Genomic DNA, 17,881 nt, shown 5'->3' on the forward strand with positions numbered 1-17,881 from the left:
CGCCCTGGGGGAGAGGCCCGCCTTCGATCCAATGACCGTGACCCGCTCCCTGTGAGCCGGACTATGTGCACGATTTGTTCCGGTTGCCAATATGTTCTTTTTCGAATTGGGCATGCAGTTCGTTTTCGCGGACCGGTTGCAGCGTCAGTTCCAATTGAGTAACGGTGATATGGATATCGGAGGGGCGAATGAAGACTGTTGCGATTATCCTAGCCTTGATTGCCGTGGTCTTTCCCCATCAGGCGACGGCCCAGTCCAACCCCTATGTCAGAGCCAATGGCCGTATCCATCTCGCCAATCTCAACCGGGACTGCGAAGGGGCTCCGGCGTATTCGGTAGGCTGGATCGGCTTTGTGGGGGGCGGGGGCGCTGAGATATCCGCCGAAGCCCTTAAGAAGGCACACAAAGCCTTCACGCGCTTCGTCCCGGATGGAACGACCGTCACTGTCCAGGGGCGGGCGGCGTTCGTCAGAGCGAACAGCGGCGCTTACGCAAGCGACGCCTATTTCAAGGTCGTGCGAAACTATTTTTGCAGGCTGATCAACGTTTATCCCGAGAAGCGCACCGAGCTGGAAGCTGCTGAACTGCGCCTTCAGAATTTCTTCGCCAACATCTACACCTACGAGGAACGGACAGCCGCTCAGCGGGCGCAGTTCGAGCTTGAGCAACGCAATGCCCTCCTTACCCAGTCTGGCGCGATCCTGACCACCGCGCAGGTCACCCGGGCGGTGAGCAATGGAGAACAGCCGACGAACCCGTCAGGCTTCAATTTCAATGTCATCATGACCTTCCAGACCTATATGACGGGTCGGGTTGGGACGTTGATGTCAGCGAGGGGATGCCTCGGAACAGGCTTCGCGTCCCCCTATGCCATCGATACCCGCGTTCTGAACGGCCTTCAGAGCCTGCGCTCGAATCTCGGCCTGTATCTGAGCGGCCAAGGCCAGTTGGCCGCCATCCCCTGGCTTGGAGCTCCGCGCGACATCTTCCAGTCGCCGCTGCCGCCAATGACGAACCAGCAGATTACAGACCTAGTGTGCCTCAATACTGTCGCACAGCAGTTGGTCGCACAAGACACACCTGCTGCGCCGACCGCTGATCCCGCAGCGCCCGTAGTCGCTCCGGCGTCGTCTGGAACCCCTGCGGCCCCGGCAACCTCGGCGACGTCGTCCGGTTCAGCGCCATCCACGCCTGCCGCTACCACTCTCTCTGCAAACCCCGCTTCGTCGCCAACACACTCGGTGGCGGCAGGAAATGCCGTTTCAACGCTATCTCCTGCGTGGCCACGAGGAGAGGTTCCGGCTTGAAGGGTCTGATCGCCGGGAGCGCCGTGGTTCTTTCCTTGCTGGCTCAAGGGTGCCAGACGGCCAGCGTCTACAGCCGGGCTGATCCAGATCGCAAACTCGTATGCGACGAGATGCAAAGTTCGCTCAACTCCGACATTGACGTTGGTGGTTTCCTGTCGATCCTCGGATTCGACTTTCGACGGGATGTCGCGAACGACATTACCGAACAGCGGCTCGAAGCCTTGAAGCGAATGATCGCTCATTGTCGACAATGGTCTCTGGGAGAGATCAGCAGCGATGCCTTCGCCGAGCGGTTAAGTCAGTCGAGTTCAGTATACGTCGCCGATCTCCCGGCCAACGCTGCAGCCGCCGACCGCCGTCTTGCGTTGTTGGAGACGGGTCTGGGAAGCCTTGATGACCGCATCCGAAAAGAGATACTGGCCGCGATTTCCGTGCGCGCGCAAACGCTCGGTTCTGACGGCACGTCCGAGGGCCTGTTGACTGCCATGACGGCGGAGATTTCCCGGGCGGACCTGGCGACCAGATCAACGGTAGAGGAATTGGCGGCGCAGTCTCAGTCCAGGCACAACGAAACCGCCGGGACACTTTCACAGCTGCAAACCCGGATCGAAACTCTGGAACAGCACCGTAATTCCGCTGAAGAAGGCGATACGAATGACCCCGCTTCTCTAAGTGATCATCCCACAACGGAGCCATCACCCCCTGGCGGTTACCTGTCCGTATTTTTTGAGGTGGCTGACGACAGGCTCACGGGCGCTGCGATCGCCGACATTGACCGGCTCATCAACCGAACCAACCTGCGATCAGGCAATGTGGTCGTTCAAGGCTTCGCCGACGCCAGCGGCCCGAGAGCCCTCAACCTAGCGCTGAGTGAAAGGAGAGCCTCTGCAGTGGCTAACTATCTTAGGGATAAAGGCGTCCATGTCACCGGAGCCAGCGGATTCGGTGAAACAAGGGATTTTTCGACCGAAGCTCATGGCAACAGGCGAGTAACAATTGAGGTTTTGGAAAACGCCCTGTTCTGAACTTGCGCTGTCAGCGCCGTCACAGACCCAATAGGATCAGCGTCTGACAAAGGCACCCTAGCAGGACTGGGCAGCGGGCGGCCGTCTACTCCTTCAGATGGGCGTCCAGCAGGGTGTACCAGGTCGAGGTGAGGCGCTCGAACTCGGCGGGGCACTGTTCGGCGCGTTCGGGCGTCAGCCACTCCTCCTCGAGCAGGTTGGCGTATTTGTCCGGGTCGGAGCCGTACACCAGGCAGGTCAGGGTGTAGTACCGCTGCTGGCTGAGCGAGTGTTCGTCGGCGAAATCGCTCTCCTCCAGATCGCCGGCCTCTTCGGGGTCGGTATAGAAGCTGAGGGCGCCGGAGATGGCGGATTCCTCGCCGTCGTCGCCGTCGATCAGCCACCATGCCGCCAGACTGTCGGCGGTGTCCTCCTCCCGGCCGGTGAAGGGGATGTCCAGAACGTCCACCAGGGCGTGGCCGACTTCGTGGAAGACGGTGAAGAGAAACGATCCGTTGACCGCGTCCTCGATCTCCTCATCGGTGTCGTAATAGGCGGCGAAGGTCTCGCGTTCGCCATCGAACATCTCGATACAGATCTGGATCTCGCGATCCTCGGGGATGTAGTAGGCGTTGTTCTCGCCGCATTCGGCGAAGCGCATACCGATGTCGACCGGAAGACTCAGGCTCTCGTTCAGCACATCGGCGACGTCTTCCAGCCAGCGTTCCTCGGACAGCTGTTCCGCCAGTTCGGTATAGTCGTCGCTGGTCAGCTCGGCCGGGCGGACGACGAAATCCCCCCGGTCCTGGCCGGATGCGGCCACGCTCTCGCTGGAACAGGCCCCCAAGGCGACGAAGGCAGCGGCTGCGACGGCGAGGCCCATGCCGCCGACGCGGCCCGTGATGGTCTTTTTCATGATCAGTCTCCCCTGCCGCGACCTTAGTCATACGGGGGCCGGTCACAATGGGGTCGAGGTCCGCCGTCAGGCGACGTCAGATCAGCCCCGGGCGGCGGCCAGGATCGGACCGCCATTCGGGGCCTGGACGAGAACGGCCGTCGCCAGACCGGCGCGGGTCGTGGCCGGAAGGCGATAGCCGACGGTCTGACCCCGCCAGTCGCCCAGGCGGACCAGTTCGCGCACCACATCCGCGTGGGGCAGGGTGCGGCCGCCGTTCTCGCCGTGCTCCACCGGCACATTGATCGGACGCGGCTCGTAGCGCACCAGCCAGACGTCGGCGGGGACGGAGGGCGCGGCTCCGCCCGCGAAGCCGACAGCGCCGTCGCGGAACTGAACGGTCGGCCCGGAGAAGGGGCGGTGCCGGTCGATCAGGCCCTGGATCTGGGCCATGCGCTGGCCGACGACGTGGTCCCGGCCGTCGACGACCACCTGGGGCGTCCAGACATTGTCAGTGCCCAGGCCGCGCTGATAGTCGCGCTGGCGGCGGGTGAAGGAATCCTGGGCGAAGGTGTCCCTCCAGCCCAGGCCGTCCCAGTAGGTGACGTTCCAGCTCAGCGCCAGGATGTCCGGTCGGCTCGACAGGGTCACCAGATTGGCGTTGGCGGGCGGGCAGGCGTTGCACCCCTGGCTGGTGAACAGTTCCACCACCGTCAGACCCGACGCGGCGGGCGGAGGCGACGCCATGGGGGTGGGGTCGGCCGGCCGCGCTGTGCTCCCACCCGCGATCAGGGCGGCGGCGACGACGCCGATGCTGGCGAACAGCGCCAGCCGACGACGCAGGTCGGGGTGGCTGGACAGAGTGGCGATGCGGACAGGGCGCGTCATGGCGGGTCTCTCGAACGATCTGCCCCGGCCTTCGCCGGGCGCGTCGCAGAGGTTACCGCGTGGTCGATGTCAGTGCGATGTCGGCGCGCGCACGGCGATCAGCGACTTGGTCATGCCCGCGACCACTTCGTCGTGGTGGACGGCGTCGGGATACAGGAACCGGAACTGTCCCTTGTCCAGCAGACGGGCGTGCTGAACGTCGCGCATCGCCTGGCCCATGTCCCGGGCCCTAGGCGAAAAGCCATGGCTGCGTTTCAGCAGGGCGCGGGCCCGGCTCTGTTCCGAGCGCCAGTGGAAAAAGGGCGCGCTGAAATGCGGCTCGACCGGGAACCAGAAATAGGGCGTCTGCACATAGTAGGCCGGGGCCAGGCGGCGGCAGGACGCGGCGAAGGCCTCCATCCGCGCCCAGTCGCCGACGTGTTCGATGACCGAGTTGGAATGGACCAGGTCGAAGGCGTGGTCCGCATATTGAGGCAGGTCGCAGGCGTCGCCGTCGACGATCTCGAACAAGGCGGGGTCGGCGGTCTCGTCGATGCCGCCGGGATTGACCAGGGTGATCCGGACCTTGCAGGCGTCCAGGAACGCCCGGTCGAACAGCGTCCAGTAGTTGGCCTCTCCGCCCAGATCGATGATCGACACCGCGCCCTTGCGGGCATGGATGCGCTGGATCAGATCGACGATGCGGCGCGCGCGGGCGCGGCGGAACCGCGACACCAGCGAGTTGGGATCGGTATTGTCCTGCAGGGCGTGGATCAGGTTCATGCGACCCTGATACCGGACGGGGTTTTCGTCCGGCTTAAGTCACAGCCTTAACCGGAGCCTAAGTCGGGCCGCCGGCGACGGGCGCGGGCATGGGCTCGACATAGCGCGCGGTCAGGGACAGACCGCAGGCCAGGATCAGACAGGCGGCCGCCCCCGCCGCCAGCGTCGCCCGCCCATGCTCCGGGGCCAGGGGACGCGCGAACAGCAGAACCAGAAGCGCCATCAGGGCCAGGACGCCGGGGATGTCCATACCGACGCCCAGGAAGACGGGATGGGCCAGAGTCACAATCCACGCCCCGCCCAGAACCGTGGCCAGCGCCGCCGGGATCAGGGAGCGGGCGCTCTGCAGCCGCGCCCCGATCAGGGCGCAGGCGGCCGCCGCAAGGGCCGCGACCAGACCGGGCCAGACGAAGATCAGCGCCGCCTCAGGGGCGAACGTCTGGGCGACGCACCCCAGGAGCAGGATCAGGGCGATCAGCCCCAGCCATCCGCCCCATGGGGTCTTCGGGGCAGTCTGGCTCCAGGTCGACAGGGCGATGGCGACGCCGCCCGCGCCCAGCACGACGGCGTCGAAGCCATTCATCACCATCACCGCCATGACGGCCGCGATCACCACCCCCGCCAGCAATCGGGGCCCCAGGGCGGCGCGTCCCGCCAGCGCGGCCAGGGCCACCGCCACCACGGCCAGGCCCGTCCCCGCCTCCATCCAGGGCAGACGCCTCAGCAGGGTGTAATAGACCTCGGCCGACTCTGCCCGCGCGACGGACGGCCCGGCCAGGGCCCGCACGCCATGGGTCACCACGATCCCCATGGCCAGCAGCCACAGGCCGGACAGCAGGCCGCGTCCGACATCGGCGGCGGTGACGCCCGTCGCATGGCGGGCCCCCCAGGCGGCAAAGGCCAGCAGGGCCGCGGTGACGGCCAGCAGCGTCCACCCCAGCCCGGTCGAATGGACGATGAAGATCCGGCCCAGCACGTCGCCATAGACGACATTGGCCCCCGCGACGGGCAGGGCGTCGGCACGGACGTGCGCGTCGGTCGCTTCCAGCGCCTGGGAGCCCAGGTGCTGCAACGCGCCCTGGTCGAGGTTTTCGGGTGTGGCGCTCGGGGAGTGGTACTGCGACGGGCGGCCGATGAAGGCGAAGTTGACCCCGCCGATGCCCCGGTTCTTCGGGATGGTGAAGTCGGTGCCGTTGGGCATGTTCTCATAGACGAAGATCGACAGCGCGTTGGACGTCGCGCCGCCGTCGGCCTTCCTTGCGGCCTTTGTGAACAGGGCGATCGTTTCGGCATTGCCCCGGCCGGTCTCGAACATCATCGCCCGGCCGCCGCCGCCGCGTGCCTCAAGATTGACAACCGCCCCGATCCGGTCGCGCAGGGGATTTTCCGAAAAGAAGAGGCGCGCGCCGTCCAGGTTCAGTTCTTCCGCATCGGTGAACAGGATGACCAGGGTCCGGTCCGCCGGACCGCGCGCCTTGATGGCCCGGACGGCTTCCAGCACCGCCGCCACGCCCGCGCCATCGTCCGCCGCGCCCGGCGAGCCCCAGGTGCTGTCGTAGTGGGCCATCAGTACGACGGCCGCCGCGCCCGGATCGCGCCCGGGCAGGATGCCGACGATGTCCACCGCGACATTGCCCGCCGCCTCCGGATCGCCGCCCCAACGGGTCAGGCGCTCGATCGCCTCGGGCGACAGGGCTCCGGCCTGGAGGACCGGATTCAGACCGAGGGACGCCATCCGCTGGAAGAGATAGTCCTGGACGCGCGCATGGTCGGCCGATCCGACGGGGTGGGGGCGGGCACCGATCTGGCGCACATCGGCCATGGCGCGCCGGGCCGAGAATTCGGTGGGGGACGCGCTGGCGTCGCGCGGTGCAGGCACCTGCAGCGCCCAGACCCCGATCACCAGCGCGAGCGCCAGGGAACCCAGAAACAGAGCCCACCGCATGTTCGTCATCCCCGATACCCGGTCAGGATAGGGGGCGAAGCCGGACCGTGTCGATGCCCAAACCGGCGGGGGACGCGCGCCCTACGCCGCCCGGCTGACCGCCGAGGGGGACTTTACATACAGGCCGCTCCGCCCGCCGACGGGGCGGAAGGCGATGGTGTCGCCGTCGATGCGCTCCTCGGCCCCCAGCACCAGCACGCCGTCATCGACCAGGCGGCGCTCCAGATAGTCGACCACCTGTCCGCGCCTGGAGGGCTCCATCTCGGTCAGCACGTTGCGGCACACGATGATGTCGAACCGGGCGTCGTCGGTCGGCGCGTCGAGCAGGTTGTGGCGGGCGAAGCGAACGACGTTCCTGAGCGCGGGTCGCACCGCCCAGGCGTCCTCGGCCGGTTCGAACCAGTGCAGCATCATCCGGGCCGACAGGCCGCGCTGCACCTCGAAGGCGCTGAAGACACCCGATCGTGCCTTGTCCAGCGCGCGTTGCGACAGGTCGGTGGCGATGACGTCGATATTGGCCCCGGCCTCCAGACCGGCCATGGCCAGGGAATAGGCCTCCTGACCGCTGGAGCATCCGGCCGACCAGACCTGTACGCGGCCCTCGGGACGGACACGGCCGATTGCCGGCAGGAGCTCCCGGGCAAAGGTGTCGAACACGGCCCGGTCGCGCCGGAACCAGGTTTCGGGGTTCAGCAGGGCCTCGATGACCGCCCAGCCCAGCGATGCCACCGGCTTGACCCAGAGGGTGGCCAGCAGGGCCTCGACGCTGTCGAAGCCTTCGCGCCGTGCCACGGGCGCCAGTCGATGCTCGGCCAGATGGATCCGGTCGCGGCCCAGCCGGAAGCCGGCCCTCGAGGAGAGCAGCGCCTGCAGACGATCGAAGTCGTCCTGGGTCATAGCTGAACGGCGGGGGCGGGCATGGGTCGGCTTCAGATGGCTCCGACTTCGGACAGTTTGGAATGAAGGATTTCGCCGTCGAACGGCTTCATGATGTAGTCGTCGGCGCCCGCGCCCAGAGCCTCGGCGATGCGTTCGGGTGCCGTCTCGATGGTGCAGAACAGCACCTTCGGGTGGTCGCCGCCCGCCTGGTCGCGCAGGCGTCGGATGAAGGTCAGACCGTCCATGACCGGCATGTTCCAGTCCAGCAGGATGACGTCGGGCATCAGGCCGACGCAATAGGACAGGGCCTCGATGCCGTCGGCGGCCTCGTCGACCTCGAACCCCAGACCCTCCACGATGCGGCGCGCGACCTTCCGGATGATCCGGCTGTCGTCGACGATGAGGCAGGTCCGGACATCCACGGTGTGTCGTCTCCCAACGGCCGGAATCAGCTTCGCCGTTTCGACTCCATAATCGGGTCCGGGCGGTTAATGACTCGTTGGTGGCGTCGATTAAGACGGCATTGTTCCCGTCAAAACGACACGGCCCTCCACCGTCTCGACGTCCAGCCATCCGCCCTGCTGCTGAAGGGTCAGCCAGAGCCAGTAAGGCTGGACCCACTGACCGGTCAGGCCCTCGGTCAACCGCTGTCCGGCCAGACCTGTCGCTGCCTCCGGCTTGAGCCGGGCGCGGGCGCCCTCGGCGGTACCCGTCAGAACCAGACCGTCTGCACCTATCCGCGCCGAGACCACGGCCTGGCCGCCCATGGGCAGGGCCGCGGCCGTCAGATAGGCCAGGTTCACGAGCGCTCGCGCCTGGGGTTTGCCGAAATCCGCAACCTCCAGCTGCCAGTCCAGCCTGGCCCGCCCGTCCCGGGTCACGCCGTCGACCAGCGCCTTCAGCTCGTCACCCGTGAACCGTTCGGCGGTGGTCGCCGCGCCGAAAGCCACGCGAAAGAACTGGACCTGGGCCACCATCTTTCGGGCGCTGTCGGTCAACAGGGCGATCGCGTCGTCGCGCATGTACTGGGCGGTCGGATCGTTCAGCAGGTCCAGCCCCGACACGATGGCACCCGACGGGCTGATGAAATCGTGACACAGCTTGGCCACAAGCAGGCTGGCCAGTTCAGATCCATCCAGGGACAGGGCGTCGAGCGGGATGTCGAAGTCGGTATCGTTCATGGGTGCCAGGATGGGGTGATTTGCCCCTTCGCGAAACCACCCTGCATGGTCTATCCCCGGCGAAATGATCGCCTCCCTGCCTGCCGCCCTGGCCGCCGACCTCGCCTCCGGTGCCCTGCATGACCACCTCGCCGCGATCGCGGAGGACGCTGCACGCGTGATCCTGCCCTACTGGCGGGCGGGCGGAGCGGTCTTCACCAAGGCCGACGACAGCCCCGTGACCCTGGCCGACCAGAAGGCCGAGGCCCTGATCCTGTCGCGGCTCGCGGCCCTGTATCCCGACATCCAGGCCGTAGCCGAGGAACAGTCGGAGGCCGAGGGTCGCCCGGCCAGCGCCGATGCCGTCTTCTGGCTGATCGACCCGCTGGACGGCACACGGGGCTTCGTTGCGGGCAAGGAGAGCTTCACCGTCAACATCGCCCTGATCCACGACGGTCGCCCGGTCGCCGGTGTCGTCACCGCGCCCGCCACCTCGACCACCTGGCGCACCACGTCTGACGGCACGGCCGAGATGCGGCGCTATGCCGAGACGGGCAACGACCCCTGGCGCGCGATCAAGGTCCGCGACCGTCCCGACGAAGGCATCGCCCTGTTGAGCCATAGCGTCACCGATGCGGAGGCGGCCCGCCTCGCGTCGCGCCACGGCTGCACCCGGTGGCAGGGGACTGACTCGTCGCTGAAGTTCTGTCTGATCGCGGAGGGTCGCTTCGACGCCTATCCCCGCACCGGCCCCACGTCGGAATGGGACACGGCCGCCGGCCAGGCGGTGCTGGAAGCGGCCGGTGGCCGGGTTCTGGCCGCGGACGGATCGCCCCTGGCCTATGGCAAGCCGGGGTTCGCCAACGGCGGGTTCGTGGCGATGGGCGGATAGGCCCCGGGGCCGGTCCTTCGGGGCCTGCCGACGGGGCGGGGCCGGGTCAGGGCGCGAAGCGGGCATTCTCGGGAACATCGGCGGGCGCGCAGTGCGTCCACTGGTCTTCCTCGACGCTGCCGTCCAGCGCAAGGCGGGCCGTGCGTTTCAGGGTGCCGGCGTCGAGGACCTCATAGCTGATGGTATAGGCCCCGGCGTCGCCGCCCAGTTCGGTCTGGCAGCGCTGGTCCTCGCGCCAGCTGTTGGGACCGGTCTGCAGCCACTGTCCCGGCTCGCAGCCGCCGAAGTCGATGGTGAAGGACGTCGGGGTGGCGAAGGCCAGGTCGCCATCGCCCGGCCAGACCTCGGCGCAGTCCTTGTCGCCCCGGGCATAGTAGCCGAGCGCCAGCGGGATGGGCTCGGGCTCGGTCTCGCCCTCGGCCAGGGTCACACCGGGGGCGGAGGCTGTGGCGTCCGGACCCAGCAGGTCGGCCAGGACGTCGTCCAGGCTGCGTGCCTGCGGGGGCTTCGGCTTGCCCGCCGGCGAACGGGCCGCAGGCGTCTGGTCCACAGGCGGCCGGGCATTCAGGCGCGGGTTCAACGTGGATTGCGCCGGGGCGGTGTTCAGCGCCCGGGTCGTGGCGCTGCCCTGATCCTGGGCCGAGGCGCCCGCAGCGAACAGGATGGCACCGCCCGTCAGGGCCAGAACCGTTCCGGAGCGTGTCGATCGAGCATTCATACAGTCCCTTGGACCACGCGGTCGCGACAGAACAATGGCACGAAACCTGACGGTTCAGCCCCGCTCCTTCGTCTTGGTGAACGCCACCTTCGGGAAGCGTTCCATCACATAGCCGGTCTCCCACGACGACTTGGCCAGGAAGACCGGGGCCTGGTCGATGTCGCGGGCCATCTGGCCGCGGTATTTGCCCATGAAGGCCTCGACGTCGGCGGCGGCTCCGCCCGGCGCGGGCGCTGTTTGACGGATGAAAAACATAGCCACTTCCAGGCTTCCATATTATACAGATCGAATAATATGGAGCGAGTGATACGGCGCTATGAGCCATTCTGAACATAGCGGTGCGAGGGGGCGAAGTCAGAGGGCCGGGCGGTATGTCCGGCAGACGCGGGGCTATAGGGCCTTCATCCCGGACGTCCTTCCGCCGCCCGATCTCGATCTGAAGGGGCCGGTGACGGCGTCGCTGAGTCGCGCCGATCTCGCGCTCGGCCGACTTGACGGCGCGGTGGAGACCCTGCCGCATCCCGAACTGTTCACGGCCATGTATGTCCGGCGCGAGGCGGTGCTTTCCAGTCAGATCGAAGGCACACAGGCCTCGCTCGATGACCTTGTCGCCGCAGAAGCCCGGTTGCGGGGCGAAAGGCCTTTGGGCGATGTGAACGAGGTCATCAACTATACCGCCGCTCTCAATTTCGGCATCGCCCGACTGGCCGAACTGCCGGTATCCGGTCGGCTGTTGCGGGAGATTCATGAAATCCTGATGTCGGGCGTGCGGGGTGGGCACGCCACGCCCGGCGCATTTCGAACCACACAGAACTGGATCGGGGCCGCCGGGGCGACACTGTCGGACGCCGTGTTCGTGCCACCGCCGCCCGAGACGGTGCCGGATCAGATCGGGGCCCTTGAAGACTTCCTGCACCGGCCCACGGAGTTGCCGTTGCTGGTTCAGGTCGGGCTGGCCCACGCCCAGTTCGAAACCATCCACCCCTTTGTCGATGGAAACGGCCGGTTGGGACGGCTGCTGATCACCTTCCTGCTTTGCGAGCGGTCGGTTCTGGGCAAGCCGGTTCTCTATGTCTCACTGACCCTGAAAAGGCGGCGTGAGGAGTACTACAGGCGACTTCAGGCCGTTCGCGACGACGGCGCATGGGAAGAATGGCTGATCTTCTTTCTGGACTGCGTGGCCGAAGCGGCGCTGGACGCGGCCCGTCTGGCGAAGAGCATTCTCAGTCTTCGGGAAGCGCATCGCGACGCGATCGTCAATGAAATGGGCGCGCGGGCAGGCAAGGCGATCCGGCTCCTCGAGCGGCTGTATCGCGATCCCTATATCGAGGTGAACGAGGCGGTCAGGGTGCTGGGCGTCAGCTATGCGAACGCCAATACCATCGTCTGGGACATGGAGAGGCTCGGCATTCTGAGAGAGGCGACGGGCCAGCAACGCAACCGCATCTTCGTGTACGAGGACTATATCGCCCTGTTCCGCGAGCTGTAGTCAGCCCCGCTCCTTCGTCTTGGTGAACGCCACCTTGGGGAAGCGCTCCATCACATAGCCCGTCTCCCAGCTCGACTTGGCCAGGAAGACCGGGGCCTGGTCGATGTCGCGGGCCATCTGGCCGCGGTATTTGCCCATGAAGTCCTCGACGTCGGCCTTCTCTCCGTCGATCCAGCGGGCCTCGGCATAGGGGCTGTGTTCGAAGATGACTTCCAGGCCGTATTCCTCGCCCAGCCGGTCGGCCATGACCTCGAACTGCAGCTGGCCCACCGCACCGACGATGAAGTCCGCGCCGATCTCGGGCCGGAACAGCTGGGTCACGCCTTCCTCGGCCAGACCGTCCAGGGCCTTCTTCAGGTGCTTGGCCTTCAGCGGATCCTTGACCCGGACGCGCTGCAGGATTTCGGGGGCGAAGTTGGGCAGTCCGGCGAAGCGGATCATCCCGCTTTCCGACAGGCTGTCGCCGACGCGCAGCACGCCGTGGTTGGGAATGCCGATCACGTCGCCGGCGAAGGCGTCCTCGGCCAGTTCCCGGTCGCTGGCGAAGAACATGATCGGGGCGTTGACCGACAGCTGCTTGCCGGTGTTCTGGACCTTCAGCTTCATGCCGCGCTTGAACGAGCCCGAGGCCATGCGGAACATGGCGATCCGGTCGCGGTGGTTGGGGTCCATATTGGCCTGGACCTTGAAGACGAAGCCGGTGACCTCGTCCGAGCCGGGCTGGATGGTCAGTTCGACGGGGGCCGGGGCGTTGCGGGTCTCGGGCGGGGCCTCCTTGCGCGCCGGCATGACTTTCGGCGGGGGCGCCCATTCGCCGATGGCGGCCAGCAGTTCGTCGATGCCGAAGTGGCGCAGGGCCGAGCCCCACAGGACCGGCGTCATATGGCCCTCGAGGAAGGATTGGCGGTCGAAGGCGGGGTAGCCGCCGGTCACCAGTTCGGCCGCCTCAATCAGCTCTTCCTGCTCGCCCGGCTCGAAATAGCGGGCGGCCTCGGACAGGGGCAGGGGAGGGGGATGGCCGGCATCCTCGACCGCGCCGGGGACCTTGCGGGCATAAGGCTGGAACCGTCCGGTGCCCATCTCGACCATGCCGCGCAGGCGGTTGCCGCTCTGGGCCGGCCACCAGACGGGGGCGGGGTCCAGTTGCAGCTTCGACGCGATCTCGTCCAGCAGCTCCAGCGGATCGAGGGCCTCCCGGTCCAGCTTGTTGATGAAGGTGATGATCGGGATGTCGCGCAGACGGCAGACCTCGAACAGCTTCAGCGTCTGGGGCTCGATGCCCTTGGCGGCGTCCAGCACCATGATGGCGCAGTCGGCGGCCGTCAGGGTGCGATAGGTGTCCTCCGAGAAGTCCTCGTGCCCCGGCGTGTCGAGCAGGTTGAACATCTTGGCCACGCCGTCGGACGTGGTGTGCTCGAACGTCATGACCGAGGCGCTGACCGAGATGCCGCGCTCCTTCTCGATCTTCATCCAGTCCGACTGGGTCCGCCGGTTCTCGCCCCGCGCCCGCACCGCCCCCGCCGCCCGGATGGCCCCGCCGGACAGCAGGATATGCTCCGTCAGCGTCGTCTTGCCGGCGTCGGGGTGCGCAATGATGGCGAAGGTTCGCCGGCGGGCGGCCTCCTCGGCGAGGGTCAGTTTCGACATGGGGGCGGGAGGTAGCGCGCGCGCCCGCGAAAGTCACGCGTGGCCCGTATCCGTCCGGCATGACCGGACCCGCGCCAGGGGCGCTTGCGGCTTTAGCCCGGCGATCAGGCCGCCATGCGACCCCAGACGGCGCGGTCGGCCGCGGCGGCGTCCAGACGGCCCTTGCCGCTCTTGGCCTTGAGCTGCTTCAGCACTGCGGCGGGCAGGGCGCAGAAGAGCGGCTCGACCAGGGCCGGATCGCAGTCCATATCCGGTGCCGCGAACAGGGCAGCGTTCACCTCGGGCGACCGGTCGTGGATCAGCCAGGCCAGTCGGCGCGCCCGCTCCGGATCGTTCCGGTGCAACAGCGGGTCCCCGGCGAACAGCTCGCAGCCCAGTTCCATCAGATAGTCGAAGCCCAGCTTCTCGAACCGGCGCGCATCGGCCGACGTGACCGGAGAGGCCTCGTCCAGGTCGAACACAACGTCGTTCATGAGAAACAGCATAGGGAAAGCCACCCGGTCGACGCCGACGGCTCTGTCGACAACCGTCACCATGCACCGGGTTGGTTTTCGGTTCTGTGTCCGAACGGGGTTAGCGAGGGGTTATCCGCGCCGAAGCGCAGGGACGGGGAGGATCATTCTCCCTCGACCCTTTCCGTCAGAAAGTGCCGCCCCTGGCGGTCCTCGATCTCGACCACCCACAGGTCGGGGTCATAGCCGCGCTGACGCTCGACATAGGCGTCCAGCTCGCTCTCGGTACCTTTCACCGGCTCGATCCACAGCCGGTCGCCATCCTGCCCGAAAGCCTCGCTGAACAGGCGCGCCGTGCGCTCCGACGTGTTGTAGGCTTTCACGATCACGGATCCCGCGCGCGCATCCCCCTTGCGGACCACCGTGGCATTGGCCCCCTCGATCCCGGCCCTGCGGATCAGGGCGCCGACCCACAGGTCTGAGTTCAGAAGCAAATCGGTAACCCTGCTCGGAAACGGGACCGGAACGTCATGGCGTTACGGTCGGTCCCATGAGGATAGGCCGTTTCTCCCGTATCGCCAGCGCCGTGACCATCGGTGCCGTCCTGGCCCTGTCGCCCGTCCTGGCTGCGGCCGAGGGCGGCGGAACCTATTACGACCGGACCTTCGTCCTGGCCGCCGACCGGAAATGTCGTCTGTTCCAGGCACCGGTCGCCGGGGCGCTGACGGCGGCGACGCTGCAGTCGCGCGGCGCTGCCCTGAGGGGCGGCGTGGCCGAGGCCACCCTGAACGAGACCGCCGCCCGCGCCCGTTACCGGGCCGCGCGGGTGGATTGCGCCAACCCCGAGCTGGCAATGGTGCGCGACCGGGTCGCCGACGCCTTCGCCGGATGGCAGCGCATTCCGCGCATGGACTTCATAGGCGACCGCGCCACCTGGACCGCCGACCGCGTCCGGCGCGAGGATGCTGCCTGGCGACTGGTCCAGCCCTCGGTGGTCGGGGCCTCGCCGGTCCGGTTCGGCCTCAGCGCCAGTCCGCCCCAGCCCGGTACGGTGTTTGGCGGCAACGTCCTGTCGGCCGTGGTGTCCTTCGTCGGAAGACCGAGGCCCTATGCGGCGCGGATCGTGATGCGCGACCCGGCCCTGGCTCCGCGCCCGTGGCTGACCGCCGCCGGGGCCGGAGTCCTGCCGCCGGTCTCGGCGCGCCAGGAAGTCTGGTCGGCCGGAACCGCTGCCGCAGCCCCGACCCTGCTGGCCACCGGCCGGACCCAGGGCGAGATCTGGCGCTTCCCCCAGACCGGGGCCGATGCCCTGGCCACACTGGATCCGCGCGAGCCCTTTCTGGTCGAGTTCCTGTTCCGGGACGGCAGCGTCGCGACCACCACCTTCGAGGCTGGCGACTTCGCCGCGGCGCGGGCGTTCGTGGCGTTGGGGACGGTCTGACATCTTCGTCCCTCTCCCTGCGGGGAGGGGAAACGACGCCGCAGCTATTCTCCCGCGTTCAGCGGAATGATCTCCGCCCCGCCTTCCGGCGGCCCGGCCCTGCCCACGGACACCACCGGCAGGCGCACCGTGACGGCCGTGCCTTCGCCCAGGGTGGAGTCGATGCTCATACGCCCCCCGTGCAGTTCGGCCAGGGCGCGGACCAGCGACAGACCGAGGCCTGTGCCTCTGGCCCGCTGATCGGCCTCGCCCGCCTGCTCGAACGGACGACCCAGGCGCTTCAGGTCGCTGGCGGCGATGCCGACGCCGGTGTCGGCCACGACCAGCTCCAGATACGGCCCGATCGTCTCCAGCGTCAGGGTCACGGACCCGCCGGACGGCGTGAATTTGATGGCGTTGGACAGCAGGTTCAGCGTGATCTGCTTCAGGGCCCGGCGGTCGGCGTCGACGCCGAGCGGATCGTCCGGCAGCAGGCTGGCCAGGGTGACGCCCCTGTCCGTGGCGGCGACGCGCACCAGGGCCACAGCGGCCGAGACGACCTCGCGCGCATCGAACGCCTCGCGGCTGAGCTCGTAGCGTTCGGCCTCGATCTTTGACACGTCCAGCACGTCGCCGATCAGGTCCAGCAGGTGCGATCCGGCCTCGTGAATGTTGTCGGCGTATTCGGCGTATTTCGGCGACAGGGGCCCGAACAGGCGCTGGCGCATCACGTCGCTGAACCCCAGGACGGCGTTCAGGGGGGTGCGCAGTTCGTGACTCATATTGGCCAGGAAGCGGGTCTTGCCGGCGTTCTGGGCCTCGGCCTCGGCGCGGGCCGCCTCCAGCCCGATCTCGGTGGCGAACTGGCGGGTACCGTCGAAGGCCTGGGCGATCAGGCGCGGCCGACCGGCAGCATCGTCGGCCCGGCGCAGGATCAGGATGACGCGCCGGTCCAGCGCCTGACGCGGGGCTAGGCTGATCTGGGCGGGGTGTCCGCGCAGCGCCGTATCGATGGCGTCGAGGAGCGGGCGCCGGTCCGGGGCATGGACCGCCGCGATCAGCCCCTGTTCGAACAGCGCATCGACGTTCAGCGCGGGCGGCGCAGAGCCATAGGCCCCCTGGACGCGTCCCGACGGTTCCAGCACCAGGGTCAGTCCCGGCTGGCTCGTCAGCAGGGCCTCGATCCGGCGGGTCGTCTCCTCAGCCACCACCAGCCGTGTCTCGCGGATCCGCCACGCCAGGCGCATGGCCAGCCAGGCCGCGACCGCCGCCAGCAGGGCCGAGCCGGTGGCCACGCCGATATTGGTCAGGGGGGCTCCGACCAGCCAGGCGGACAGCTGACCGCCCCCTGCGGCGATGGCCGAACCCAGGGCACCGCCCTGCGCCAGCCGCACGCCGTGCCTCGGCCCGCCCAGCGCCAGGCCGGCCACGAACGGCATGGCGATGACCCCGACCAGAGGTCCGCCGAGACCGCCCGACAGCACCGAGGCGGCCAGGGCGAAGAGCGTCCAGACCACCAGGACCAGGGCACGCTCGCCCGTGCCGTCCCAGCGGATCAGTGCCAGTCCCGCCAGGCCAGGGATCAGCATGGCCAGGCCGCCGATCGCAGCGGGGCCACCCAGGGCACCGATCCAGATCGCCACCAGGGTGGCCAGCATGATCGCCGCCGTCCATGCCCCGTGCCATGCGGCCAGGGCAGGCACGCCTTCGGCGACCGTCGCACGGGGCCCTGCGCCTTTGGCCAGACCGTCCTTGTCGTCCAGCGATGAGGGGGCGGGTGAGGTCAAGCGTGGGTCCGGAGCCTTCGGGCGAAAGGCGGGGCAGGGGAGTCGCACCGAACCCCACACTAGACCTGCGTATGAGTCGTCCAAAGCCCGCACCCGCGTGGGGCGAACCCCCAACGGGGACGGCAGGCCGGGCCGCCGGGGACGATCCGCCCCGTTGTCCTTAACCCATGCCGGGGTTATCTGCGCGCCATGACCGAAGCTGGTACGATCGACGACACCCTGGCCGAGCTGATCGAGGACTTCGACGTGCTGGAGGACTGGGAACAGCGCATCGCCTATGTGATCGATCTGGGGAAGGATCTGGCTCCGCTGCCGGATGAGGACCGGGTCGAGGCGAACAAGGTGCCGGGGTGTGCCGCCCAGGTCTGGCTGGCGTCAGGCCGCACCGGGGACGGGAAGGGGGGCGACCGCCTGACCTTCCGCGCCGACAGCGACAGCGCGATCTCCAAGGGCAATGTGGCCCTGTTGCTGAAGCTCTATTCCGACCGCACGGGTCCGGAGATCCTGGCCTTCGACGCCAGGGCCGCGCTGGACCGGCTGGGCCTGCCGCAGGCCCTGACCCGTCAGAGAGCCAATGGCCTGAACGCCATGGTCGGCCGCATCCGGCAGGAGGCAATGGCTGCCGGATAACAAAAC

19 protein-coding genes are annotated in these 17,881 nt (G+C 67.7%); 6 read left to right on the forward strand and 13 right to left on the reverse strand.

What is annotated here, in order from left to right:
* The first annotated feature begins 188 nt into the window (after window positions 1-188).
* The gene (locus tag O3139_RS05445) at window positions 189-1,307 is read left to right on the forward strand and encodes a hypothetical protein (RefSeq protein ID WP_269515976.1); all 1,119 of its coding nucleotides are present in this window, start codon (window positions 189-191) and stop codon (window positions 1,305-1,307) included.
* Window positions 1,304-2,332, forward strand: a complete 1,029-nt coding sequence (locus O3139_RS05450) for an OmpA family protein (protein ID WP_269515977.1) — start codon at window positions 1,304-1,306, stop codon at window positions 2,330-2,332. Before O3139_RS05445 ends, O3139_RS05450 begins: the two co-directional genes overlap by 4 nt.
* An 85-nt stretch (window positions 2,333-2,417) precedes the next feature.
* On the opposite strand, the gene O3139_RS05455 is transcribed toward O3139_RS05450, so the two are convergent.
* From O3139_RS05455 to chpT, 7 genes are all read right to left on the reverse strand, one after another.
* Window positions 2,418-3,227, reverse strand: coding sequence for a DUF4344 domain-containing metallopeptidase (locus O3139_RS05455; RefSeq protein WP_269515978.1), 810 nt, complete (start codon window positions 3,225-3,227; stop codon window positions 2,418-2,420).
* 81 nt (window positions 3,228-3,308) lie between these two features.
* Window positions 3,309-4,094, reverse strand: a complete 786-nt coding sequence (locus tag O3139_RS05460; RefSeq protein ID WP_269515979.1) for a DUF1223 domain-containing protein — start codon at window positions 4,092-4,094, stop codon at window positions 3,309-3,311.
* A gap of 69 nt (window positions 4,095-4,163) precedes the next feature.
* Window positions 4,164-4,856 (reverse strand): class I SAM-dependent methyltransferase, encoded by a 693-nt coding sequence (locus O3139_RS05465; RefSeq protein WP_269515980.1) that lies wholly within the window; start codon window positions 4,854-4,856, stop codon window positions 4,164-4,166.
* Window positions 4,857-4,914: 58 nt separating this feature from the next.
* Window positions 4,915-6,801 (reverse strand): M20/M25/M40 family metallo-hydrolase, encoded by a 1,887-nt coding sequence (locus O3139_RS05470; protein WP_269515981.1) that lies wholly within the window; start codon window positions 6,799-6,801, stop codon window positions 4,915-4,917.
* An 81-nt stretch (window positions 6,802-6,882) separates the two neighbouring features.
* Complete coding sequence (locus tag O3139_RS05475; protein WP_269515982.1) at window positions 6,883-7,698, reverse strand: CheR family methyltransferase; 816 nt, start codon at window positions 7,696-7,698, stop codon at window positions 6,883-6,885.
* 32 nt (window positions 7,699-7,730) lie between these two features.
* Window positions 7,731-8,102: a response regulator gene (locus O3139_RS05480; RefSeq protein ID WP_269515983.1), complete on the reverse strand. Its 372-nt coding sequence runs from the start codon at window positions 8,100-8,102 to the stop codon at window positions 7,731-7,733.
* A gap of 90 nt (window positions 8,103-8,192) precedes the next feature.
* Entirely contained in the window at window positions 8,193-8,861 is a 669-nt protein-coding gene (gene chpT, locus O3139_RS05485; protein ID WP_269515984.1) for a histidine phosphotransferase ChpT, read from the reverse strand.
* A gap of 64 nt (window positions 8,862-8,925) precedes the next feature.
* Here chpT and cysQ point away from each other — a divergent pair, with 64 nt between their 5' ends.
* Window positions 8,926-9,732, forward strand: a complete 807-nt coding sequence (gene cysQ / locus O3139_RS05490) for a 3'(2'),5'-bisphosphate nucleotidase CysQ (RefSeq protein ID WP_269515985.1) — start codon at window positions 8,926-8,928, stop codon at window positions 9,730-9,732.
* A 46-nt stretch (window positions 9,733-9,778) separates the two neighbouring features.
* Here cysQ and O3139_RS05495 read toward each other — a convergent pair whose 3' ends face one another.
* Both O3139_RS05495 and O3139_RS05500 read right to left on the reverse strand, forming a co-directional pair.
* Window positions 9,779-10,450 (reverse strand): hypothetical protein, encoded by a 672-nt coding sequence (locus tag O3139_RS05495; protein ID WP_269515986.1) that lies wholly within the window; start codon window positions 10,448-10,450, stop codon window positions 9,779-9,781.
* A 54-nt stretch (window positions 10,451-10,504) separates the two neighbouring features.
* On the reverse strand, window positions 10,505-10,705 hold the full coding sequence (locus O3139_RS05500; protein WP_269515987.1) for a hypothetical protein: 201 nt from the start codon (window positions 10,703-10,705) through the stop codon (window positions 10,505-10,507).
* Window positions 10,706-10,898: 193 nt separating this feature from the next.
* Here O3139_RS05500 and O3139_RS05505 point away from each other — a divergent pair, with 193 nt between their 5' ends.
* On the forward strand, window positions 10,899-11,939 hold the full coding sequence (locus tag O3139_RS05505) for a Fic family protein (protein WP_269515988.1): 1,041 nt from the start codon (window positions 10,899-10,901) through the stop codon (window positions 11,937-11,939).
* Here O3139_RS05505 and O3139_RS05510 read toward each other — a convergent pair whose 3' ends face one another.
* The 3 genes from O3139_RS05510 to O3139_RS05520 form a co-directional block, all read right to left on the reverse strand.
* Complete coding sequence (locus O3139_RS05510; RefSeq protein ID WP_269515989.1) at window positions 11,940-13,586, reverse strand: peptide chain release factor 3; 1,647 nt, start codon at window positions 13,584-13,586, stop codon at window positions 11,940-11,942.
* A gap of 104 nt (window positions 13,587-13,690) precedes the next feature.
* Window positions 13,691-14,059, reverse strand: coding sequence for a hypothetical protein (locus tag O3139_RS05515; protein WP_269515990.1), 369 nt, complete (start codon window positions 14,057-14,059; stop codon window positions 13,691-13,693).
* A 143-nt stretch (window positions 14,060-14,202) separates the two neighbouring features.
* Window positions 14,203-14,532 (reverse strand): DUF1491 family protein, encoded by a 330-nt coding sequence (locus O3139_RS05520; RefSeq protein ID WP_269515991.1) that lies wholly within the window; start codon window positions 14,530-14,532, stop codon window positions 14,203-14,205.
* A 56-nt stretch (window positions 14,533-14,588) separates the two neighbouring features.
* Between O3139_RS05520 and O3139_RS05525 the strand changes: the two genes are divergently transcribed.
* Window positions 14,589-15,479 carry a hypothetical protein gene (locus tag O3139_RS05525; RefSeq protein WP_269515992.1) on the forward strand — a complete coding sequence of 297 codons (891 nt, stop codon included), beginning with the start codon at window positions 14,589-14,591 and terminating at the stop codon, window positions 15,477-15,479.
* A 44-nt stretch (window positions 15,480-15,523) separates the two neighbouring features.
* Here the strand turns inward: O3139_RS05525 and O3139_RS05530 are convergent, their stop codons facing one another.
* A complete protein-coding gene (locus tag O3139_RS05530; protein ID WP_269515994.1) occupies window positions 15,524-17,245 on the reverse strand; it encodes a sensor histidine kinase in 1,722 nt (573 codons plus the stop codon).
* A 189-nt stretch (window positions 17,246-17,434) separates the two neighbouring features.
* On the opposite strand from O3139_RS05530, the gene O3139_RS05535 reads away from it, so the two are divergent.
* Window positions 17,435-17,875 carry a SufE family protein gene (locus O3139_RS05535; RefSeq protein WP_269515995.1) on the forward strand — a complete coding sequence of 147 codons (441 nt, stop codon included), beginning with the start codon at window positions 17,435-17,437 and terminating at the stop codon, window positions 17,873-17,875.
* Window positions 17,876-17,881 lie beyond the last annotated feature (6 nt).

The sequence above is a fragment of the Brevundimonas subvibrioides genome, from assembly GCF_027271155.1.
Classification (GTDB): domain Bacteria; phylum Pseudomonadota; class Alphaproteobacteria; order Caulobacterales; family Caulobacteraceae; genus Brevundimonas; species Brevundimonas subvibrioides_D.